Genomic DNA, 21,294 nt, shown 5'->3' on the forward strand with positions numbered 1-21,294 from the left:
CGACGGGCATCCGTCACGGACGCCGCGGTGCATGCGTCACCGCCGGCACCCCGAGGTCATGCAGTGCGCGCTTACCGCTTCACTCGCCCTGCTCGCCCGGGATCTACCGGGGTCGACCACCTGTGTGGCTCAAGGCAGAGATGCTGCTCAGCAGCGCTACGCGCACTCATTCCTGTCGCTGTGAAGTTGAGAAATAACGACCTGATCCGGCGACCCATGGGCGTTCGGCAACTACGTGCCGTCGTTCCCCGGACCATCCGGCCGGCTTGGTGCACCTGGCTAGCCAGGTGTGTTGAGACGACCGTAGGGCGGCCTGGCTAGTCAAGTCAAGAGGGCGCGGCGAACTTCCGTAACTTGGCTAGCCAGCGCTACGCTCAGCGGGTGAGCGAGAACCTTGACTTCCTCGGCGAACTCGACCCCGATGACCCAAAGCAGGCGTCGCAGCAGATCGCGAACAAGCTGCGCGCCGCGATTCTCACGAGGCGGCTAGCCCCGGGCGACAAGCTGCCGTCGCAACCCGATCTCGCTGCCCGCTACGGCGTGGCGAGGGAGACCGTCAAGCGGGCGCTTGAGCTGCTACGTGCCGAGCGACTGATCGTTTCCAGGCAGGGGAGTGGCGCGTTCGTCCGCGCGCAGACGCAGCGAGCGGTGGAGTTGCGACCGCACATCGAAGCGGCGTTCGAACGTCCTTACGTGACCATCGACTTCGCTGGATTCTCGGGCGAGACGCTGCGAGACGCGCTCGCCGAGGCGCTCGACAAGGTGCGGGTGGGCAGGCTTGCGCCGGAAACGATCGCGGTGCGGGTTCTGATCTCCGACATGGCTGCGCCCATGGCGCTGCCGGCGCGCGCTGAGACGCAGGCGGATGACCCGGCGGTACGCGAGCGGGCCGAGCGCATCACGCGCCGGGCGGCGGACGGAATCATCGACCAGGTGGCCGAGCTAGGCGACCTCGGGCTAGTCCGATCGGCCACGGTAGAGGTGCGGATGCATCGGGCGTCGCCCCTGTTCAAGCTCTACATGCTGAACGGGGAAGAGGTCTTCTTCGGCTTCTACCCGGCCGTCGAGCGCACCGTCACGATCAAGGGTGAGCCGATGGCGATCTATGACCTGATGGGCAAGGACGTGCCGCTCTTCCACTACGCCGTGACTGACGACGACACGTCCGACGGCACGCAGTTTGTGGAAGCTTCGCGCCAGTGGTTCGACTCGGTGTGGTCAACCATCGCCTACCGGTACGACGGATGACCGCCGACCTTGGCCGGCTGCTCGGTGGGGCCGGCGCGATGCTGCTCGACTTCGACGGCCCGGTGTGCAGCATCTTCGCTGGCTACCCGGCTCCGCAGGTGGCGGCCGAGCTGGTCGACGTGCTGCGGCGGCACAATGTCGACGTGCCGCCCGACCTCGCCAGCGAGCCGGACCCGCTTGAGGTGCTGCGTCGGACCGGTGCGACTGGCGACCAGGGCGTCACGCGGGCAGTCGAGGATGCACTCTGCGAGGCCGAGCGCCGGGCCGCTGAGACTGCCGAGCCGACGCCGTATGGCCGGGAGGTCATCATTGCCGCTCGGCAGGCCGGACTACTCGTAGCGGTGGTCAGCAACAACTCGGCAGGCGCGGTCACGGCCTACCTGACCGCGCACCGGCTCGCCGGGTACGTTTCGCCGGTGGTGGGCCGGGCCTACGCCGACCCGATGCTCATGAAGCCCAATCCGGAACCGATCATGCAGGCGGTTCGCGCACTCGGCGAGACGCCGGGCCGCTGCGTCCTCGTCGGCGATTCCATGTCGGACATCGAGGGAGCGCGGTCTGCCGGGGTGCCTGTGATTGGTTATGCGAACAGGCCACCCAAGGCCGCAGCGTTCCGGTCGGCCGGCGCAGATGTGGTGATCACCAGCATGGGGGCGATAGCCGGGGTACTGATCAAGCGGAATGCCGGCTGAGGTTCGACTTGCCGCAGTGGACACGGGACGCAAGCCCGCCCGGCGGTGGCGCTCTCGCTTGTCTGGCGCCGGGGTTGCGTCACTGACGCCGCGGGGTATCCGTCATCCCGTTCTGGCGCCGGGGTTACGTCACGGCGTGATGGCTGCCCCGGCCGGGAGTCATCACCGGGTCGCTGGCGCGCACCTCCGCCTAGCCAGAGTCCTGCCAAGCTCGCAACCCCCGACTGGTCGGGATCACCATCGATCTTGATGGTGCGTGCGATCACACAATCTGGCAGGCTCCTCCTCTTATGGGGGCAATCAACCTGATCGAATGGCTTCGGGATCAGTGCGGCGAGTACCGCTACGACTTGGAAGGCGTCTTCCGCCGAGACAGCACATCAGCAACTTGGCCGGTGACCGCATCCAACCCGGCAGAGCTTGGTGCCGTCCTCACGGCGGGCGGGCACCTGCTGCCACTTCCGAAGGAGTCTGCCGCTCTGGCCAACGTGCTGGAGGTCTCGGTGGTGGACTTCCTGCTTGCCCGCCTATCACAAGTTGACGGCGCAGAAATGCAACGCGGGTCGGAGCGCGGCTACCCGGATCTTGAGATCGGCGGCCCAGCCTTCGGGGGTGGACTGTTCGCGGTTGATGTGAAGTCGGCGCGGCGCGAGGACGCAAAGAAGACGCGCGAGCGCGGCCACGAGGACGAGAAGACTCAAAGCCGCATCACCTTGTACACCGGCAACACGTACTTTCGGCATCCGGACTTGCACTGGCCGGGCACCTTCAGGCCCTTCAATGAGTACGAGGGGCACCTTGATCTGATCTTGATCTACACGCTGAACCCTGACTCCAGGCACCGGGTTGAGGACTTGGAGGTCATCGTGCAGGAGCCGTGGCGCATCGCCAGCAAGGACCGCTCCTCCACTACCAGGGAGTACATCGGTGCCGTAGAGAAGATTGTGGATCTTCGGATGGGCAAAGGAGCGTTCGCGACCGCCGAGGCCTTCTACAAGTACTGGCGGGCCTACCACTTCAAGGTGTCGGCACAGGTGCAGAAGCAGTACGAGCGCGCGCTGGCCGAGAAGATGAGGGAACTTGAGCAGTACAAGGCAGCTCACCAGCAGGATCCGGCCTGAGCAGCCGCTGGGCACGCCGGACTTGGTTGGGAGCGTCTGCGGCTCCGTCTGGCATGATCGTGAGGTGGAAACCAGGGGCGTAGCAATCTCACTCTTCTCAGGGGCGGGTGGGCTCGACCTAGGTGCTGAGCGCGCCGGCTACGAGGTGCGCGCCGCCGTCGAGGTAAACCGGGACGCCGTAGCGACCATGGAGAAGAACTTCTCCCACCTTCGCGCACCAGTCATCGACACGGACATCCTCAAGGTCGAGACAGACAAGATCCTTGCTGCCGCTGGCCTCGGTAGCGGTGAACGCCCGGATTTGCTCATTGGCGGACCGCCCTGTACACCCTTCTCGAAGTCTGGCTTCTGGCTGGACTGGAAACGTGAGGGTTTGGATCCGACGGCTTCACTCCTTCAGGAGTACACGCGCGTCCTGCGAGAGGCGCGACCGCGTCGGTTCCTCCTTGAGAATGTGTATGCACTCACCTACAACAATAAGGCGAGTCGGCCTGCTTTTGAGCGGCTCCTAAAAGAGATCAATGATGCGGGTTATGACTTCGTATGGAAGGTGCTGCACTCGGCCGATTACGGCGTACCGCAGTCTCGTCCTCGGCTGTTCATTCTGGGAGCCCCCAAGGGGGAACCCGTACCCACGCATCCTCACCCGAGTCACGGCGGCCTGTGGGAAGGCAAAGCATCCGGCAGGCTGACACACCCGTACGTCACGGCTGCTCAGGCGCTTGAGGGCTTGGTGTCGGAGCCCGAGTCCAGCGAGGTGGTTGGAGGGAAATACGGTCACCTGCTCGCCGACATCCCCCCTGGTGATAACTACCTGTTCTACACCGAGAACAGGGGACACCCTTCCCCGCTGTTCAAGTGGCGCAGCAAGTACTGGTCGTTCATGCTGAAGCTTTCGCCTGATCGACCTTCTCCCACGATCCAGGCTCAGCCCGGCCCATATGTCGGCCCGTTCCACTGGGAGAACCGTCGCCTTCGGGTGCCAGAGCTTCGCAGGCTTTTTACCTTTCCTGACAGCTTTGAATTTGTTGGCAGCCGGAACTCAATTCAGGCGCAGATCGGGAACTCGGTGCCTCCGCTGCTCGCTGAGAAGGTCGTTCGAGCGCTGCACGGCGAGTACCTGTACGAGGGATAGCGACTACGGCCCGCTTGCCGGTTCCGGTGACGGATGCCAACCGAAGCGGAATTTGGCGTATCCCGACTGGGGGCTTGCGTCACTGACAGCCTGTGCGTGCGAGAGCGAACCGACGAGTACGACCTAGAGGCAGTTCTCGTCGGCCCACTCGTCCATGACGGCACTTACGGCATCCGATGTGTACCACCCGCTGCGTCGATCATAATGGACGAGATCCGCGTTGTGACCATTGAGGTGAACGACGAAGTCCTCGTCAAGAACGATCGGCGGAGTGAGCCCCTTGCTGCCTTGGCTGGCCAACTTTGCGGCCCGATTGACGACTTGGCCCATGTATACGACATCATGGATACCGCTGCCGTTGAACCCTGCCTTAATCATCAAGGCGCGTCCATCGGCCACGCCGATGCCGACGCGGATAGGGGTTTCGTATCCAGCAGTTTTCATTTTGTGGTTCAGGATTCTGAGGAGGGAATTGATTTTAAAAGCTGCCGAGAAAACCTCGTCGTTGTCGCTCTTCTGGCTAGAGTTGAACACTCCCCACACTCCGTCGCCAACAATGTTGACCTCATGCACTTTGGGGACGCCGCTGAGTATGGCAACCATCTCACTGATGTATGCGCGGTAAATCTTTGCGAGGGCGGGTCGAGAGTAGACGTCCGGCAGTTTTGATGAATCGCGAATATCCACGAATAGGGCAGAGCACCATTGAGCATAAAAGCCGTTTGTGTAGGTGAGCCGGTCGCGATCGGGAAGTTCATCAACTTCCTCGAAATTCCCGCGCGGTTGCTTGAGGTAACCGTCGATCCGCTCGATGCTAGCCAAGTAGTTGTACGGTCTGTACTTACCATCCATGCTTAGCCACCTGCCATTCGACCCACGATGATCGTAACTCCCGCCAGGGTTGCGAGTGCTAGCGCTAACCAGCGAATAGCGCGCTCCGCCCACCGGAACTTTCGATGTGCGACGCCTGCGTTGGCATGAACTTGCCGGGCGATGTGTTCGGTCAGTCGCTTCTTGTCGGTCGTCAGAGCGGTAAGAACCTCTGTGTAGGTCGGGCTGTCGTCCGCATAATCACGAGCAATGTGAGCGAAGAACAGCAAGTTGGATGGGTCCGGATCTGCCACGGTAGTGGCCTCGTCGACTCCGCCGTTCTCTCGCAGCCGGCTCTCGTCGAGGGTGTCCGGATCGGGCTTATTCGGCCGGTGCGTCATCGCCTTGAGCTTGGCGCTAAGGCGGCTGACGCGTCCGGTGCGCGGCGTGAGCGCAAGGAGGGCACACGTCCCGGCAAGAATTACGGCGGAGCCGCAGAGTATGCCAAAGATCGTGAGCCACCACCCAGGCCGGGTCTGGTTCCTCACGAGGTTGAAGAGAACTCCCCCGGTTACTCCGCTTGCAGCGAGGATGGTAGCGCTCTTCGCCTCGGCGTGCTTGACCCAATCGTTGACGAGGCTAAGCGCCTTCCATGCCTGATCCGGCTCGCAGTCGTCGCTTTTCTCCTCGGGCTGAGTCATCAGCGCAACCCAGCAATGCGAGCGCGCAGAGCAGCCCTCTCCCGTTGTGCCTTCAGAGCTAGGACGCTCCGTTGCCGCGCCGCTGCCTCTTGCGTCTTCGCGTGGTCTAGGTCGTCGCGCTTCTTTTCGCCGCGCAAGATGGCGGCGCAGAAATCCTCGCCGTGGATGGCACACCACTGTGAGGACAAGGTGCGGCCTTGTGCCTCTAGGTCGCCGTCTGGAAGCCGCTCAATGATGTGGTCCGACCAGATGGTCGGGCTCGGACCGTCGCCGCAGGGGCAGGAGTAAGTTAGGTACTCATACTTCTCGGCCTGATCCCACACCGTGCCGGTGACGGCCATTACGTGCCTGTCTACGCCCTGAGCGGCCTTGGCAGCGTAATTCACCGCCTTGCCGGCCCATACTGGCTCCTGTTGGTTCGGGTTCCGTGGCGTCCCCACGCGCTTCACGAGGAGACGGCTGGCAGCGACCCCTACCTTGAAGCCTGTCTTCGGCAGTTCCTCGTCATTAGGCCAGCGGGCCTCTAGTCGGCGCACGAGGTCAAGGCTGAATGTCTTGATCGTAATGCCAGCGCAAATAGCCCTCTCGTATCGCATCTCACCCCAGAAAAGAGCGAACGCCCCGTCGCCCTGAATAGCCAGGAAATCGGCATCAAACTCATCGAAGATCCGAACGACCCCGCCGGTGCTGGCCTGGTAGATGCTCGCGGTGCTCTTCGCGTGCTTGCCGGTCCCGAGCCGCGTAGAGTTCTTAAGGTCTGCGACCACCGCTACAGCGTCGGTGAGCTTGTGCCACCTGCGCGCCTGGACCGGCAGCTCATCCACGTCTAGCTCGTGACCCTTATCTACCACCTCTGGGCCGGAAGCGAACTCGTCCTTTGCCGCCTGGTCCAGTTCCTCGATGAGGCCCTTCAGACCTACCTCTGTCATAGCTCCGCCTCGCAGTCGTGTCCCAGAGTGGACGGTACGACGTAGGTGCGACAGCAAGGCCCCACCGCTCGGGCGAAAGTCGGTGACGGATGCACTGCGGACACCGGCACGTTCCGTCAACGGGCAATTCATCACCGGCCGCCGCGGTGGATGCGTCACCGCCGGCACGGCCCGGAATAGTCACGTGCACTCACGGCTGCGATCCGTGACCCTGGATGGGTGACGGAGATCTTTGCGGATGAGCGCCTGTTGGGATTCTGCATCTTCTGTGGTGGTAAGCCCGATACCAGGGATCACGTGCCCCCCAAGGTGTTCCTGGACAAGCCCTACCCCGACAACCTTCTGATCGTAGGTTCTTGCGACAGGTGCAACGGAGGGTCGTCGCTGGATGAGCAGTTCGTCGCCTGCCTCTTGGAGGTCGTCATGTGCGGGACTGTTGAGCCGGGAGCACTGCGGCGACCGAATATCGCGCGGACCCTTACCCGCAGCCCCGCGCTAGCTGCTCAGCTCGAACAGGGACTGCAGCCAGGCGGCGGCTTCCTTGTGAGCGAGCTGGGCGGGCAGCGGCTGGCGCGGGTCTTGGAGAAGATCGGCCGGGGGCTGTGGGCGTACCAGACGCAGGAGCCAACAGGCACCCTTGCGGCACGGGTCGGGTGGAACGCTTGGTCGACGTTGAGCGATGCTCAGCGGCAGGAGTTCATTACCGTCCGTGACGAGGTCTTTCCTGAGCTGGGTAGCCGTATGTTCATCAGGCTGCTTGAGGAAGGGCCGAACCGCTGGACGGTGGTTCAGGAAGGCCGGTTCGCCTACCTCGTCGAAGTCCAAGAGGGCGGCGGCCGAATCAAGCTGATCATTGGGGACTACCTGGCGGGGGAAGTCGATCTGGTGGGGGGCACGGACGGCTAACCGCCGTGAAGTCGCATACGTGTCACTGAACGTGGCGCTGAGGGCGTTGATGCTGGTCAGAGGCTCGCGCTTGGCGCTCTGTAAATCCGTCGCGAAAGCTTCAGAGGTTCGAATCCTCTACCCGCCACCAGGAAACGGCAAGGCCCTTGACCTGCGGAAACGTGGGTTAGGGGCCTTCGCTGTTTTGGGGCTGATACTCATCGCTCAGGATGTCAAGCGCTGGTGCGGTCGCCGGTAGGACACAGCCGGTCGCCAGTGGTGGCCGGCCGTCGTGCCCGGCGGGCAGGGGGCCCAAGCGGTGGGCCTTGAACCTCCGACCGGGGGATTATGAGATCAAGTTGTCCGCTTCGGCAACCTGGGCACATGGGGTCTAGCACCGGAAACGCCTCTCGACATCTCCACACCACTCCCCACCGTCCGTCGGCCTCTTGCGGACCAGATGCGGACCGCTCGCCTGTCAGGGCGGCGCGGAGCTTCGGCTTGAATCGCAAAGATCGGAACGGCGTGCGGCTCTTCCCGTGCTCGGTCCGATCCCTCAAGCTCACCTGGCCTCCCCTGACCCTGACTTATGGCCCGTGGTGGCCCGCAGGCTCCGGGCGAGGAAGACCACTGGCGCGATCACTACCACAACCATCCACTGGAGCGATACGTAGATCGCAACCAGGATTTGAATGAGTACGTAGTCGAGCGCAAACGGAACGTCTGGGCTGACCGTCGGCCCGGCGGTCGGTACCCAGCTGGGCTCACGCGGGCACCACAGAAGCCAGCGGGACGACTGGTTGCTTCGCGTGACCGCATCATCGGAACCCTCGTCCATAGGTCTGATTGTGTCCGAGGTGCGATAGCAACGCTTGCACGGCGGTGGCGGATCTCCTCGTCGGCCAGTCGTTGACCGTCCCGGGAGGCTGGTAGCCCTGGTGGTGCCCGGCGAGGGGATTCGCGGCTGACCATCCTCACCGCCGCGCACGTCGACCGGCTCGTGGCCGAGCTTTCGCCGCCGGATGACCTCCTGGTCTTGGTCCTCGCCGACGGCGGGCAGCACATTGGTGAAACGCTGTGTCTGCGGCGGCGGCACGTAGACGTGGTGGATGGCCGGATGACCGTGGCCGAGTGCCGAGGTGGCACGATCGCCGGCACCTCGAACTCGGCTGGCAGTACGTCGAGCGTGTCGAGGCGTGGAATGCCGAACGCGTCGCCGATGTCCGCTCGGCTGGCCGTAGAGCTGAGCGTCGAATCGGCTACAAGATTGGCACCTTCCAGTCTGACGCTCGCGAAGGCTTCAGAGGTTCGAATCCTCTACCCGCCAACAGGTGCAGACACGGCCCCTGACCAGCAGAGATGCTGATCGGGGGCCGTTGTCGTTTGTCTTGCCGAGTCCGGCTGGGCCGCGAAGGTGGCGTCGATCTTGCCGCTAAGGGCTCCTCTGGCGCTGTCGCTGGCTTATCAGTGTCTCGTCCGCCGGCCGTACGACCTGCGGCACGCGGCGGCCTCGCGGTGGCTGAATGCCGGTGCCCCACCGACCGAGGTTGCCCGGTGCCTGGGCCACGGCGTCGCCGTCCTGCTCCGCGTCTACGCCAACTGCATCGACGGCGGCGACGACACCATGAACGACAAGACGACACCACGAACGACAAGAGACGACACCACGAACGACAAGATCAGTGGCGCACTCGGTCGAGTTGCTTGACAGTGAGGACCATGGATCAGGATGAGGCTCGGGAATTGGCTACCGCTGAGTTCGTCAGACGGATGCGAGCACGGAAGCCCAGGGGTGGTTTCCGGATCGAGGATTGGCATGTCGGCGAGCCGTACGAGGAAGAGCTGCGAGGGCCCATGGGTATGAAGCCCTACCTCGTCGTTGACTTCGTTCCTCAGGGAAGCGCCGAGGTTCAGGGCTACCGCAAGCTCGGTATGGCAGTGGACCCGGAGACGGGTGAGCTGGACATGCTCCGGTGATGGGATGCGAGGTTGCCCTCGTCACTTGACCGGCCGCGGACCCCACTGTTGTTCGAGCTGTGCCTTGTCGTCGCCGGTGACAAGGTTGTAGTCCTGGGCCTGGCCCCTGGCCGGGTTCGCGGGATCCGCGACACCGATGGAGATGGTCGAGATGGGCGTGAGCCTGCTCTGCCACACCAGTTTGCCGGCGGCGTCCACGAGGGTCCTCATGTCGGCACCGGGCTCAGCCGTCAGGCTTACGGAGACCATGCCGGGGGCGTTCAGGTTGTTCTGATAGATGACCTTCGCCGTCGTGACGCCCGGTTCTGCGGCGAGTTGCGTCTGAATCTGGGTGGCGATCGGCGTCATGTCTTCCTCGTGCTTCTGGGACTTCGGGCCTACCTGCTCGCATCCGGCCAGAACAAGAGCCAACACGGCCAGGCAGGCGGCAACTGACGTCAGGATTCGACTTTTACGAAACACCTGCAGCACTCGCTTCCACCTGCTCGATCACGGGACTCGGGTCAGCTCGTAGACGTTGGTCTGCACGGTAGTGCCGGGAGCGCCGAGGAACGCGCTCGCGCTGTCTCGGTACGTCGTCACGGACGGGTCGTTGCTCCGGTCGAGGGCTTCGGCCGCGGGTACGTAAGCCGTGTTGGTGCCATGGTTGTTGCCGATGCTGCCGGTCTGCGTGTCGAAGGTGACATTGGTGCGGTTCGGGCGGTCCGGGTTATCCGCCGCGTCGAGATGCGGCACGATGTCGTGCGAGTTTTCCAGCGACAGCACCTGCACGTTCGCGGGTACGTCGGTCGTACCGATGGGGGAGCCCGCGGTGACGACGTGGGTGACGTTGAAGTCGAAGTTGCCGTTCGCGCTGTCGTGGGCGGCTTGCGCGGCGACCATGCCGCCCTGGCTGTGGCCGATAAGCATGACGGGGTCGGTGGGGCTTGCGCCGGCCCTGCGGAGCGCATCCGCGATGGCCACCTCACGCGTCGTCGTGTCACCGGCCATGACGTGGATGTTGGTGCCGAGATCGTTGAGGTAGGGGCTGAACTCGCCGGGCATGCCCCACGCTTTCGTGCCGGGGATGTCGACGATGTACGCGGTGCTGCCGTCGGCGTGGCGGATGGTCCGCACGTCGATCTGGTCGGGGTGTTCCGCGTTCGACAACCCGTTGCGGTAGTCGAGGGAGCGCATGAGGTCGGCGAACCCCTCTGGCGGCTTCGCCGCGCGAGGGTCGATGTCGACACCCAGGTCGGCGACCACGGGGGAGCCGTCGGGGTAGAAGGCGCCGAGCATGCCCGCGGCGCCCGTGACGTCGAGTGTCGGGATCCCGAGACCAGTGATCAAGCCTGGGCTCGCGCCTACCACCAGGTCGACGACGCCGGGATGGTCGGTGATCAACCGCTGCCAGTCGATGTCCCCGCCCGCCAGTTCGTAGGCGGCGATCGGCACTCCCAGCCCTACCAGTAACGGGATCACTGTTGGCAGATTCTGGCTCAGGGCGAAGCCGAGCGTCCATCGTAGACTCTCGATTGCCTGCGCCTGCGCCTCGTCGGTGACCTGGTAGGCGGTGACGACGGTGCGGAGTGCGGCGGCGCGCAGGCCGAATCCGGCGGCGAGCGCGGTCATACCGTTGGGTCCGTCAAGGGCGGAGAGCAGGGCGGCTTCGAAGCGGGCCACGCCGCCGGGATTCAGGACCGCGGACGCCAGCACGTTGGGATCGACAAGGGCGGAGTGGCACTCCTGGCTGACCGAGGCGAGGAAGGAGCTCACCTCGTCACTGTGGCTGGCGAGCAGGTCCAGATCCTCGTAGCGGGCGTCGATGCCGCCGGCTCCGCCGGTGACGGTGAGCTGCGGCTCAGTCATCGTTGTTCCCGATCAGTTCAGCGAGGTAGGGAGCGACGGCACTTGCGAAGTCGGTTCTCTGCACTGGTTCGATGACGACCTCGCGGGTGCCGTCCGCTGCGGTCACCGGGTGCGTGGCGAGCCAACCGTCGGCGGTGGCGAGCCAGATGATCTGCGCGACGGCGACTGCGCCTCGGGCGGGCCCGGTGACGACTGCGCGCAGGACGCCCATCACCTCACTGTCGAGGCGCCCCGCCAACCGACGCTGCACATCGGTGAGCCCCCAACGGTCCGCCACGGCTGCGGTGCCCTGGGTGCCGGTCGTGCGTTGGGCGGGCCCGTACTCTGCGAGCGCCGCGAGCGGGAGCCGCCCGTACGGCGGGGTGCCCGGTCCCGCCAGGGCGGCTCGAACGGGGTCCGACGCCCGCGCGAGTTCGTCGGTGCCGGGCACGGCGCGGACCAGTTCCCGGCCGATTGAGGCGGCCGGGAACATGGACAGTTCCACTGCCTGGTCGGGAAGCGTCAGCAGGCTCGCTCCGAGTTCGCCGGTGATCGCAAAGCGTGCGCGGAGGCCGAGATGCCGGACCGACATGACGACGTCAACGACTACCTGTCCGCCCACGATCACCGCGAGGTTGGCGGCGACCGAGGCGGTCGGCTCGCGTTCGTCGCCGGTCAGTACGCCCCGTTCGAAGAGGGCATCCGTCGCTTCCTGCGTGGCTGGGGTGCCGTCGTCGGGGACCTGGCTGTCGAACCCGGGGGGTTGGGGCAGTTCCGCCTTCGTGCAGAGCACCGACCACTCCTGGGCCGACAGCGTCAGCCGGTGCGCGGCAAGCGCCTGGCTCGGCATCAGATCGCGCCCGTCGACCGGAGGAGCTTTCCCACATCCAGCCACTGACGGTCGCCAGGCGGCGGCAGCAATCCGGGCTTGTACGGCCAGGCGTCCCACGGGGGCGTCAGCACCCGCTCCAGGACTCCGGCGACCTGCTGCACCTGGTTGGCGATTTCACGGCTCGTGCGGTCGAACCAGTCCACTGCCGCCCGTTCGATCGCGGCGATGCGGGCCAGCGTCTCCCGGACCTCCTGCGCATGCGCGTAGAGGTCTCTGGCGGCCTGCTCCAGGTTGTCGGCGGCGCGACTGATCTCTGCGCTGTCGGCGCGTGCCCGCTGCCGATACGCGTCCGCCGCGGTCGAGACCCAGTGCGCGGTTTCGACTCGGCGGTTGTGATCGTCACGCCAATCGCGCAGCTCACGTGCGCGAGCCGCGAGGCGTGCGGCGACGCGATCCAATTCGTCTGGGTCGCCATAGAGGCTCATGCCGTTGTCCCCCGTGTAGACAAGTGCAAGCTGATCCCCGCCCAGTGGATCACAGCGGCGCAACAGATGTCGATGTCGGCAGTTCGACAGGCTTTCGCCGTGGAGTGGGTGGCCAGGGGCCCGGCACCCGTCTTTCCACCCGGTGTTGCCGGCCGCCGCGGGCACCGGCGCGCTGGCCAGGGCCAACGCGGTCACCGCGGCTACTTCATCCGGGGGTACGGCCGCTCCACCGGAAGTGGCCCAGCCAGGCCGCGCACCGGGAGTCGGCCGATTGTCGGGTACGACTGCGGATCATCGAGCCCCGAGCTGGCGCGCCGGCCTCGATGATCCCGAATGGCGTCGACGGTCGCGCTACGGCGTTGCCTCGTGCCCCGGCATCCCGTGGGTACGCCGCCGTTCCTTCATCTCCGCCTCGTAGATGTGCCGCCGTCCGCCGGCCAGCTTCTCCCGCGCGTCCCGCTCGATCTCCTGGAACGCGGCGTAGTAGCCGTCGTCGAACTCCTCCACGATCTGGAACGTCCACCGGCCGGGTAGCACGTTGCGGCCCAACAGTTCCTGCTCGACCCGGTCGGCCGTCTCGTCGTGCCCGGCCTCGCGGAGCAGCTTCACCACCTGGTCGAGGGTGAGGTCCGCGCCGCCGACGAGCTGGTGTGCCGAGTACAGGTGACCGCGTACCCGATGGATGGTCTCCAGCGCCTCGCTCAACTTGCCCAACGCCTCAACTGTCTTGTCGTCGACGTCGCTTGGCCGGGAGTGAGCCCCGTTGACCGCTGGGCTCTGTCGTTGGTTCGCCATGCACCACAATTACCCTGAGCCAGGTTTGATTACCGCGAGTCGGCGATCCGGCGTCCGCTGGGCCGGAGCTGTTCGCCGCGGAGTTGCGGGCCGTGTTCCGGTCACTACGCGAGTCTGAGCCAGAACCGGGAGTAGATCGATAAGCATCCAAGCGATCGGGGTCCCGAGCACTGTCGCGAGATTGCTGACAGTGCCCTGTCGTCCCGACGTAGCGACGAGTAGTGTGCGTACCCGAGACAGAGGGACGACAGGTCAATTCAACTGTTACGTCTAGTAGGTGCGCTTTCCCCTGCTAGGTCGTTTCTTGGCCGTGCCGCCGTGGGTTGATCAGCAGATGGTCTGGCCGGACGTTGTGCCCGCCCGGCCGAGCGGGTCGGCTCGCGGGTCGGTTGGCCCGATCGCGGGTGTGGAACTTTCCTGGCGGACGTCGCTGTGGCACCATCGTGGAATCTCCATCCCCGCACAGCCCCCTGCCGACAGGAGTTCCAAATGTCTGGTCGAAAGTTTGGCCGGCTGCGCACGGCGTCGCTCGTCCTCGCCGCGCTGGCCGTTGGTTTCCTTGGTGCCCAACTCGGCAGTGGTTTCCAGTCCACGCTGATCGAGTGGGGTGCCCCCGCCGGCCACAGCGTTTCGGTTCCGAGTGGAGCGTCAAGCGTCGCTCGGTGACCCCGGTGCGGCGGCGACGTGTCCGATGACAGGGCGGTGCGGTGTCACCTAAGGCTGTCCGACGTCGTACGACCGAGCACGCCTGGCTGATCACGGCACCCCTCGCCGGGATCGCCCTGGTGGGGTCGTTGGTCCTCGCGCTAACGGTGCCAATCCGCCTTGAGGATTGGCCGACTGCTGTTGCGTTGCTGGTGGTGATGGCTGCCGCCGGCATCCCAACGCTCAGCTTCGTCGTCCGCCGTCAAGCGGTGGTGGTGACCCTCCTCGAGATCCCACTCGTGCTCGCCCTGTTCTGGCTGTCGCCGCTGCTCATGGTCGTCGTCGCTACGGCGGCCGAGCTTTTCACGCAGCTTCACCGCGGTTACGCGCCGCCGAAGTTCTGGTTCAACGTCGCGCGGGCGGCGGCCGGGTTCTCCGTCGCCGGGCTGGTGTTGGCCGCCATGCCACCGCACGAGGGGGTCGGTCCGACCACCTGGGGTGCGGTCTTCGCCGCCGTCGCCGCCAACGCGTTGATCAGCTTGGTCGCCGTGGTCGGCGTGATCACCCTTCTCCAGGGTTGGCAGGGCACCAGGGAGACGGCGAGTACGGCGGTCCAGGTGCTGCTGACCACGGCGCTCAACGTCGCGGTCGGGATGATCATCCTCATCGCCCTGGCGACCACGCTCTGGTCGATCCTGCTGCTGCTGGCGCTGGCCGTGGCCGGCGTCCTGCTCTACCGCTCCTACTCGCAGTTCATTCGGCAGCATCGCACCCTGGGCGACATGTACGAGCTGACCCGGGCGATGAGCGAGGCGGGTCAGGAGGGCAACCTGACCGACGCGCTGCTCGGCCGACTCCGCTCTCTCATGCAGGCGGAGTACGCCACGTTGTGGCTTCCGGCCCAGGGCCGGCACCCGGAGGTCCTGCTTACCGCACGCCTCGACGACCGGGGCCTGCTCGACGTCGCCCCGACACCGCCGGTCATCCGGGAGAAGACCCGTAAGTCGGGTCGGACGGTCGCCCTCGGTCGGGCCTTCGGCGGTGACCCGATGCTGCGGTCCGCGCTCGCCGACTCCAAGGTCAAGGACGTCATCGCGGTGCCCCTGCGCTCCGGGCAGGCGGTGATCGGCACGCTGGAGGTGGCCAACCGGCTCAGCGACGTGGGTCACTTCGCTCCGGCCGACCTCCCCATCTTCGAGACCGTGGCGGCGCACGCCGCCGTCGCCCTGGAGAATTCGCGGCTGGTCGACAGGCTCCGGCACGACGCGTACCACGACGCACTGACCCGCCTGCCCAACCGTCGGCGGATCACCGGCGCGCTCGCCGAGTCCTTCACGATCGCGGCCCCCGGCGAGGTGGTGGCACTGCTGCTCTTCGACGTGGACGGGCTGCGCCAAGTGAACGAGTCGCTTGGTCACGCGGCCGGGGACAAGGTCCTCGCCGAGGTTGCCAGCCGGCTGCGGGCCAGCGCGCCGTCGTCGGCTCTGGTGGGTCGCGCCGGTGGGGACGAGTTCCTGGTGACACTGCGGTTGGAGAGCGCGGAGGCGGCGCTCGAGCTGGCCGCCCAGCTGCGCGACCAGATCCGGGACGAGATGGTCTTCGACGCGCTCACCCTCGACGTGAACACAGCCGTCGGGGTGGCCGTGCACCCCGATCACGGCAGCGACGCGGCGACCCTGCTGCTCAGGGTCGACCTGGCCGCCACCGCGGCCAAGTCGGTGCCGGGCAGTGTGCAGCTGTTCAACCCCGCGCTGGAGTCCCGATCGCTGCGCCGGTTGGGTCTGGCCGGCGACCTGCGCCGCGCCCTGGACCAGGACGAGCTGGAGGTCTACTTCCAGCCCAAGGTGACGCTGCGGGATCGACGTCTGGTCGGGGTCGAGTGCCTGGCCCGGTGGGAGGACCCGACGCACGGCACTGTCGCTCCCGAGGACTTCGTGGCGGTGGCCGAGCACACCGGCCAGCTGAGCCGGCTCACCGAGGTGGTCCTCCGGGAGGGGCTGCGCCGCAGCCGGGACTGGGCGCTCGCCGATCAGCCGCTGCCGATCGCTGTGAACATCGCCGCCCGTACCCTCACCGACCAGCACTTCCCGGACCGGGTCCAGGAGCTGCTCACCGAGTACGGAGTGCCGGCGCAGCGGCTGACCCTGGAGATCACCGAGGCGGGGGTGTTGGACGGCACCGACCGGCCCATTCCGACCCTGCGGCGGCTGCGTGATCTGGGTGTCCGGCTCTCGGTGGACGACTTCGGCACCGGCGACTCGTCGCTGGCGCACCTGCGCCGGCTGCCGGTGCACGAGGTGAAGGTGGACCGCTCCTTCGTGCAGGGCATGGCGACCGACCCGGGGGACCTGGCCATCGTCAACGCCGTGGTCACCCTTTCGCAGCAGTTCGGCCTGGCGGTGGTGGCCGAGGGCGTGGAGAGTGAGCTGACCCTGGAGCTTCTCCAGGACATCGGCTGTGAGATCGGGCAGGGCTTCCTGTTCAGCCGCCCGCTGCCGTACGAGCGGCTGGCCGCCTGGTTCGGTGCCCAGGTCGAGCCGGAATCGATCTCCAGCGGGGAGCTGCCGCGCCTGCGTGTGGTGCCCTGAGCTGGGCGTAGACGATCACCGGGGATCCGATTTCACCTGTCGAGCAGGGCCGTGTACTCTTACTCCTGCGCGCCCCACGGGGAGTTCGCGCAGGCCCCCTTAGCTCAGTCGGCAGAGCGTCTCCATGGTAAGGAGAAGGTCTACGGTTCGATTCCGTAAGGGGGCTCGAGGGTTCAGCTGGACCCATCGCAGCGGTGTAGCTCAGATGGTAGAGCAAGCGGCTCATAATCGCTGTGTCGCCGGTTCAAGTCCGGCCACCGCTACTCTCGTCTTCCGGGCTTGTTGCCGGTGGTCGTAAGAAAATGGGCGCTTCCGGCGCCCACTTTGCATGTCCGCGCTGTCAGCGTCTAGGCTGGCGCGTCGTAGTTGTTTCCGTTAGCGAGGAAGGCACTCCGCCGTGGCGAAGGCTACCGATGTCCGGCCGAAGATCACTTTGGCGTGTGTGGAGTGCAAGGAGCGCAACTACATCACGCGCAAGAACCGGCGCAACGACCCCGACCGCATCGAGCTGAAGAAGTTCTGCCCGCGCGACGGTCGGCACACGGTCCACCGCGAGACCCGCTGACCCGGGGCCGGCCTCGTGCCGGCCGGTGTCAAAGCTTTCCAATCGCCGATCTGAGCGGTGTGGTGCGGCTCCGCCGCAGCCTGCCGACCAGGTCGGCGATTGTGCGTTCCGTGTAGGTTCGCGGCATGTCCCTGGACCCTTCCTTCGTCGGCCGGACCTATCCGCCGACCGCCCCCTACCAGGTGGGCCGAGAAAAGATCCGTGAGTTCGCCACCGCCATCGGCGCCACCGATCCGGCCCACCACGACCCAGCGGCCGCGCAGGCGCTCGGCCACCCCGACGTGGTGGCTCCGCCGACCTTCCCGGTGATCGTCACGATGGCCGCGAGCCGCCAGATCATCGAGGACCCGGCCCTGGGTATGGACTACAGCCGCGTGGTGCATGGCGACCAACGGTTCGCGTACACCCGGCCGGTGGTCGCTGGCGACGAGCTGGTCTGCGTCAACACCATCGAGGACGTCAGCACCAGGGGCGGGCACGGCTTCCTGACCACGCGCACCGACGTGCACACCGTCACCGGGGAACCGGTGGTCGCCGTCTGGTCGAAGATCGTCGTACGCGGGGAGGCCTGAGATGGAGTTGTCAGCCAAGACGTTCCAGGTGACCCGCGCGGACCTGGTCCGCTACGCCGGCGCGTCGGGTGACTTCAACCCGATCCACTGGAGCGACAGGTTCGCCACGAACGTGGGTCTGCCCGGGGTGATCGCCCACGGCATGTTCACCATGGCGCTCGTCGGTCGGGCGGTCACCGAGTGGGCCGGGTCGCCGGACGCGGTGGTCGAGTACGGCGTCCGGTTCACCCGCCCGGTGGTGGTCCCGGACGATGACCGGGGCACCGAGATCGAGGTCACCGCGCGGGTCCGTGAGGTGACGGGGGACGGGCTCACCCGACTCGACGTGACGGCTACCTGCGGGGGCGAGAAGGTGCTCTCGCAGGCCCGCGCGACCATCCGGACCACGCGCTGAAGCAGGCCCGCCACGCGAGGCGGAGAGACCGGTTGGGAAAGTCGGGCAGCTACCCGTACACTGGTCCGCCGTGGGGCAAGTGACCCCTGCTCGGTCGTCTGTGACCGCGTGGGGCGAGTGTTGCCGCACAGGGGTGTAGCTCAATTGGCAGAGCAGCGGTCTCCAAAACCGCAGGCTGCAGGTTCAAGTCCTGTCACCCCTGCGCCTCAGGCCTGACCGTTCCCGTGGGTCGCGCCGCCAGTTCGGCGGCGTCCGGCCCGTGGTGGTGGCATCGGCGGGGTGGCCCGAGGCAATCGGGCCCTCCGTGATCCACCGGCCGCGGCCCGTCGCGGGACGGTTGGGTCCGGCCGGCGTGACCAGCGCCGCGTACGCCGCTCGGCGTGCGACCCGAGATTCCGCGACGGAGGGCGAAGTGGCCGACAACAAGCGGCACGGCGAGGACGCCGGCGACGATCGTCTGGACGACGAGGTCGTCGACGACGTAGCCGACGACGACGCCTCCAGCGCGGACGAGCCGGTTTCCCGAGGCGGCACCGCCACGCGGTCCCGCGCCCGGGCGGAGTCGGCGGACAGCCGGCCCACCACGCGGTCGGAAACGGGTCGGGTGGGCGTGTTCGGCCGCATCGCCCGGTTCTTCCGCGAGGTCGTTGCCGAACTGCGTAAGGTCATCTGGCCGACCCGCAAGGAGTTGCTGACCTACACCGCCGTGGTGGTGACGTTCGTCGCGGTGATGCTGACGATCGTCGGCGTGCTGGACTACGGCTTCGCCAAGGTCGTGTTGTTTGTCTTCGGCAACTCGGACTGACCGGCTGCCTCCAGCCGATAGTGATGGAAGTGAGCGAGCGTGCCTGAGTACGACGAGACCGCCGGACCCGCGGACGAGCAGTCCACGGTCGCGACGGCGGCTGGTGACGAGTCGGTTGAGGCCGCCAGCGAGCCGGAGTTCCCCACCACCGAGCCTGCACCGGACGAGGATTACGACCCCGTCGCCGAGCTGCGGCAGAAGCTGCGCTACGCGCCGGGCGACTGGTACGTCGTGCACTCCTACGCCGGCTACGAGAACAAGGTCAAGACCAACCTCGAGACCCGGATCACGAGCCTCGACATGGAGGACTTCATCTACCAGGTCGAGGTGCCGACCAGGGAAGAGGTCGAGGTCAAGAACGGTAAGCGTTCCCAGATCCAGGCCAAGGTCTTCCCGGGCTACATCCTGGTCCGGATGGAGCTGACCGCCGAGTCCTACTCGTGTGTCCGCAACACCCCGGGCGTGACCGGCTTCGTCGGCGCGACCGACCGGGCCGACCGGCCCGCCCCGCTCTCCCTCGACGAGGTGCTGAAGTGGCTGGCACCGGCCGTCGAGACCGAGCAGAAGAAGTCGAAGCCGGAGATCAAGGTCCTCGACTTCGAGGTGGGCGACTCGGTCACCGTCACCGACGGTGCGTTCGCGTCGCTGCCGGCCACGATCAGCGAGATCAACGCCGACCAGCAGAAGCTCAAGGTGCTGGTGTCGATCTTCGGTCGCGAGACGCCGGTGGAGCTCAACTTCAACCAGGTCGCCAAGATCTGACTGGTCGTCGGCGGCGGGTCCGACCCGCCGCCGACGTCGGCGTACGCCCTCCCGCTCGACCTCGGCGGACGAGTGGGCTGCGGCCTGCGCTACTCTTGAATGTCGCCGCTGTCGCACCGCGCTGACCGTGCGCGCTCCGAGGGCGGCGACAGCCGCATTTTCCCAGCTCCAAGCCCCAGGAAGTGACATGCCTCCGAAGAAGAAGCTCGTCAAGACGTTCACGCTTCAGCTGCCGGCGGGCCAGGCCACGCCGGCGCCGCCGGTCGGCCCCGCGCTCGGCCAGCACGGCGTGAACATCATGGAGTTCTGCAAGTCCTACAACTCGCAGACCGAGTCCCAGCGGGGCGACATCGTCCCCGCCGAGATCAGCGTGTACGAGGACCGTTCCTTCACGTTCGTGCTGAAGACCCCGCCCGCTGCCCGGCTGCTGATCAAGGCCGCTGGTGTGCAGAAGGGTTCGGGTGTTCCGCAGTCCGAGAAGGTCGGCTCGGTCAGCCGCGCCCAGCTGCGTGAGATCGCCGAGAAGAAGATGGCCGACCTCAACGCCAACGACATCGAGCAGGCCGAGAAGATCATCGCCGGCACCGCCCGGTCGATGGGCATCACCGTCAACGACTGACGTCGGCCCAGGCCGTCGACCAGACCGTGGGAGGGCCCGCGCCGAGCGGCCCGCCAGAGACCACAGGAGTAATAAGCAATGCAGCGCAGCAAGAGCTACCGCAAGGCCGCCGATGTCATCGACCGGTCCAAGCTCTACACCCCCGCCGAGGCCGTGAAGCTGGCCAAGGAGACCACCAACGTCAAGTTCGACGCCACGGTCGAGGTCGCCATGCGCCTCGGCGTCGACCCCCGCAAGGCGGACCAGATGGTCCGCGGCACGGTCAACCTGCCGCACGGCACCGGTAAGACCGCCCGCGTGATCGTGTTCGCTGGCGGCGCGAAGGCCGAAGAGGCTGCCGCGGCGGGTGCGGACGAGGTGGGCACCGACGAGCTGGTCGCCCGGATCCAGGGTGGTTGGCTCGACTTCGACGCGGCGATCGCCACGCCGGACCAGATGGCCAAGATCGGCCGGATCGCGCGGATCCTGGGCCCGCGCGGTCTCATGCCGAACCCGAAGACCGGCACGGTGACCATGGACGTCACCAAGGCGGTGCAGGACATCAAGGGCGGCAAGATCACCTTCCGGGTGGACAAGCACTCCAACCTGCACCTGATCATCGGCAAGGCCTCCTTCTCGGAGAGCCAGCTGGTGGAGAATTACGCTGCGGTGCTCGACGAGGTGCTGCGGGCCAAGCCGTCCGCGGCCAAGGGCAAGTACCTTCGCAAGGTCATCGTGACCTCCACGATGGGCCCGGGCGTTCCGGTCGACCCCAACCTGGTGAAGAACCTCACGGGTGACACCGTCGAGGCCTGAGCCGACACAGCTGCTCCACCAGTACTACGAGGCGCAGTCCTCGGGTCGCTACACCGTCGACGGTGAGGTGACCGACTGGGTCAAGGTCCGGTACAACGAGGCCCGCTACGGT

The 21,294-nt window shown here is 66.2% G+C and carries 24 protein-coding genes, 3 tRNA genes and 1 pseudogene; 20 read left to right on the plus strand and 8 right to left on the minus strand.

The features are described from left to right. The first annotated feature begins 381 nt into the window (after positions 1–381). From AB0B86_RS17520 to AB0B86_RS17535, 4 genes are all read left to right on the plus strand, one after another. The gene (locus AB0B86_RS17520; protein ID WP_357418579.1) at positions 382–1,248 is read left to right on the plus strand and encodes a GntR family transcriptional regulator; all 867 of its coding nucleotides are present in this window, start codon (positions 382–384) and stop codon (positions 1,246–1,248) included. After that, positions 1,245–1,940: an HAD family phosphatase gene (locus tag AB0B86_RS17525; protein WP_357418582.1), complete on the plus strand. Its 696-nt coding sequence runs from the start codon at positions 1,245–1,247 to the stop codon at positions 1,938–1,940. Before AB0B86_RS17520 ends, AB0B86_RS17525 begins: the two co-directional genes overlap by 4 nt. Before the next feature lie 290 nt (positions 1,941–2,230). After that, positions 2,231–3,061 carry a type II restriction endonuclease gene (locus AB0B86_RS17530; protein WP_357418584.1) on the plus strand — a complete coding sequence of 277 codons (831 nt, stop codon included), beginning with the start codon at positions 2,231–2,233 and terminating at the stop codon, positions 3,059–3,061. Positions 3,062–3,125: 64 nt separating this feature from the next. Next, a complete protein-coding gene (locus AB0B86_RS17535; protein WP_357418586.1) occupies positions 3,126–4,196 on the plus strand; it encodes a DNA cytosine methyltransferase in 1,071 nt (356 codons plus the stop codon). Positions 4,197–4,319: 123 nt separating this feature from the next. On the opposite strand, the gene AB0B86_RS17540 is transcribed toward AB0B86_RS17535, so the two are convergent. From AB0B86_RS17540 to AB0B86_RS17550, 3 genes are read right to left on the minus strand one after another with little or no spacing between them, the layout of a single operon-like run. Beyond that, positions 4,320–5,048, minus strand: coding sequence for an adenylate/guanylate cyclase domain-containing protein (locus AB0B86_RS17540; protein WP_357418589.1), 729 nt, complete (start codon positions 5,046–5,048; stop codon positions 4,320–4,322). A 2-nt stretch (positions 5,049–5,050) separates the two neighbouring features. Continuing rightward, positions 5,051–5,707, minus strand: a complete 657-nt coding sequence (locus AB0B86_RS17545; protein ID WP_357418591.1) for a Pycsar system effector family protein — start codon at positions 5,705–5,707, stop codon at positions 5,051–5,053. Continuing rightward, the gene (locus AB0B86_RS17550; protein WP_266246376.1) at positions 5,707–6,636 is read right to left on the minus strand and encodes a hypothetical protein; all 930 of its coding nucleotides are present in this window, start codon (positions 6,634–6,636) and stop codon (positions 5,707–5,709) included. Before AB0B86_RS17550 ends, AB0B86_RS17545 begins: the two co-directional genes overlap by 1 nt. Before the next feature lie 219 nt (positions 6,637–6,855). Here AB0B86_RS17550 and AB0B86_RS17555 point away from each other — a divergent pair, with 219 nt between their 5' ends. From AB0B86_RS17555 to AB0B86_RS17565, 3 genes and pseudogenes are all read left to right on the plus strand, one after another. Further along, entirely contained in the window at positions 6,856–7,542 is a 687-nt protein-coding gene (locus AB0B86_RS17555; RefSeq protein WP_357418594.1) for a hypothetical protein, read from the plus strand. 1,456 nt (positions 7,543–8,998) lie between these two features. Continuing rightward, a pseudogene (locus tag AB0B86_RS17560) lies at positions 8,999–9,229 on the plus strand (hypothetical protein); the annotation flags it as partial. Positions 9,230–9,240: 11 nt separating this feature from the next. Then, the gene (locus AB0B86_RS17565; RefSeq protein WP_357418596.1) at positions 9,241–9,498 is read left to right on the plus strand and encodes a hypothetical protein; all 258 of its coding nucleotides are present in this window, start codon (positions 9,241–9,243) and stop codon (positions 9,496–9,498) included. A 21-nt stretch (positions 9,499–9,519) separates the two neighbouring features. Here the strand turns inward: AB0B86_RS17565 and AB0B86_RS17570 are convergent, their stop codons facing one another. From AB0B86_RS17570 to AB0B86_RS17590, 5 genes are all read right to left on the minus strand, one after another. Next, the gene (locus AB0B86_RS17570) at positions 9,520–9,969 is read right to left on the minus strand and encodes a hypothetical protein (RefSeq protein ID WP_357418599.1); all 450 of its coding nucleotides are present in this window, start codon (positions 9,967–9,969) and stop codon (positions 9,520–9,522) included. A gap of 18 nt (positions 9,970–9,987) precedes the next feature. Then, positions 9,988–11,346, minus strand: a complete 1,359-nt coding sequence (locus AB0B86_RS17575; protein WP_357406462.1) for an alpha/beta hydrolase — start codon at positions 11,344–11,346, stop codon at positions 9,988–9,990. Next, on the minus strand, positions 11,339–12,175 hold the full coding sequence (locus AB0B86_RS17580) for an ESX secretion-associated protein EspG (RefSeq protein WP_357406460.1): 837 nt from the start codon (positions 12,173–12,175) through the stop codon (positions 11,339–11,341). Before AB0B86_RS17580 ends, AB0B86_RS17575 begins: the two co-directional genes overlap by 8 nt. Continuing rightward, entirely contained in the window at positions 12,175–12,837 is a 663-nt protein-coding gene (locus tag AB0B86_RS17585; protein ID WP_357406458.1) for a putative T7SS-secreted protein, read from the minus strand. Before AB0B86_RS17585 ends, AB0B86_RS17580 begins: the two co-directional genes overlap by 1 nt. Positions 12,838–12,993: 156 nt before the next feature. Next, complete coding sequence (locus AB0B86_RS17590; RefSeq protein WP_357406456.1) at positions 12,994–13,437, minus strand: hypothetical protein; 444 nt, start codon at positions 13,435–13,437, stop codon at positions 12,994–12,996. A gap of 489 nt (positions 13,438–13,926) precedes the next feature. Between AB0B86_RS17590 and AB0B86_RS17595 the strand changes: the two genes are divergently transcribed. The 13 genes from AB0B86_RS17595 to AB0B86_RS17655 all read left to right on the plus strand — a co-directional run. Beyond that, positions 13,927–14,103 carry a hypothetical protein gene (locus AB0B86_RS17595; RefSeq protein WP_357406454.1) on the plus strand — a complete coding sequence of 59 codons (177 nt, stop codon included), beginning with the start codon at positions 13,927–13,929 and terminating at the stop codon, positions 14,101–14,103. A 41-nt stretch (positions 14,104–14,144) separates the two neighbouring features. After that, entirely contained in the window at positions 14,145–16,670 is a 2,526-nt protein-coding gene (locus AB0B86_RS17600; protein ID WP_357406452.1) for a bifunctional diguanylate cyclase/phosphodiesterase, read from the plus strand. Positions 16,671–16,763: 93 nt separating this feature from the next. Beyond that, positions 16,764–16,836: transfer RNA gene (locus tag AB0B86_RS17605), tRNA-Thr, on the plus strand. Positions 16,837–16,860: 24 nt separating this feature from the next. After that, a tRNA-Met gene (locus tag AB0B86_RS17610) sits at positions 16,861–16,933 on the plus strand. Positions 16,934–17,067: 134 nt separating this feature from the next. Further along, positions 17,068–17,235 (plus strand): 50S ribosomal protein L33, encoded by a 168-nt coding sequence (gene rpmG, locus AB0B86_RS17615; RefSeq protein WP_007073056.1) that lies wholly within the window; start codon positions 17,068–17,070, stop codon positions 17,233–17,235. A gap of 125 nt (positions 17,236–17,360) precedes the next feature. Next, positions 17,361–17,807, plus strand: coding sequence for a MaoC family dehydratase N-terminal domain-containing protein (locus AB0B86_RS17620; protein ID WP_357406450.1), 447 nt, complete (start codon positions 17,361–17,363; stop codon positions 17,805–17,807). Between the two features lies 1 nt (position 17,808). Beyond that, complete coding sequence (locus AB0B86_RS17625; protein WP_357406448.1) at positions 17,809–18,201, plus strand: MaoC family dehydratase; 393 nt, start codon at positions 17,809–17,811, stop codon at positions 18,199–18,201. Between the two features lie 129 nt (positions 18,202–18,330). Beyond that, a tRNA-Trp gene (locus AB0B86_RS17630) sits at positions 18,331–18,403 on the plus strand. 210 nt (positions 18,404–18,613) lie between these two features. After that, entirely contained in the window at positions 18,614–19,006 is a 393-nt protein-coding gene (gene secE / locus AB0B86_RS17635; protein ID WP_088950249.1) for a preprotein translocase subunit SecE, read from the plus strand. A gap of 39 nt (positions 19,007–19,045) precedes the next feature. After that, positions 19,046–19,768: a transcription termination/antitermination protein NusG gene (nusG, locus tag AB0B86_RS17640; RefSeq protein ID WP_357406446.1), complete on the plus strand. Its 723-nt coding sequence runs from the start codon at positions 19,046–19,048 to the stop codon at positions 19,766–19,768. A 187-nt stretch (positions 19,769–19,955) separates the two neighbouring features. Continuing rightward, positions 19,956–20,387, plus strand: coding sequence for a 50S ribosomal protein L11 (rplK, locus tag AB0B86_RS17645; RefSeq protein ID WP_145778886.1), 432 nt, complete (start codon positions 19,956–19,958; stop codon positions 20,385–20,387). A gap of 78 nt (positions 20,388–20,465) precedes the next feature. Beyond that, a complete protein-coding gene (gene rplA, locus AB0B86_RS17650) occupies positions 20,466–21,182 on the plus strand; it encodes a 50S ribosomal protein L1 (RefSeq protein WP_357418602.1) in 717 nt (238 codons plus the stop codon). Next, the coding region (locus AB0B86_RS17655; protein ID WP_357418612.1) for an immune inhibitor A domain-containing protein at positions 21,163–21,294 on the plus strand (132 nt) is incomplete at its 3' end. The genes rplA and AB0B86_RS17655, both read left to right, overlap by 20 nt.

Origin of the sequence: Micromonospora sp. NPDC049047 (assembly GCF_040649135.1) — a bacterium.
Classification (GTDB): Bacteria; Actinomycetota; Actinomycetes; order Mycobacteriales; family Micromonosporaceae; genus Micromonospora.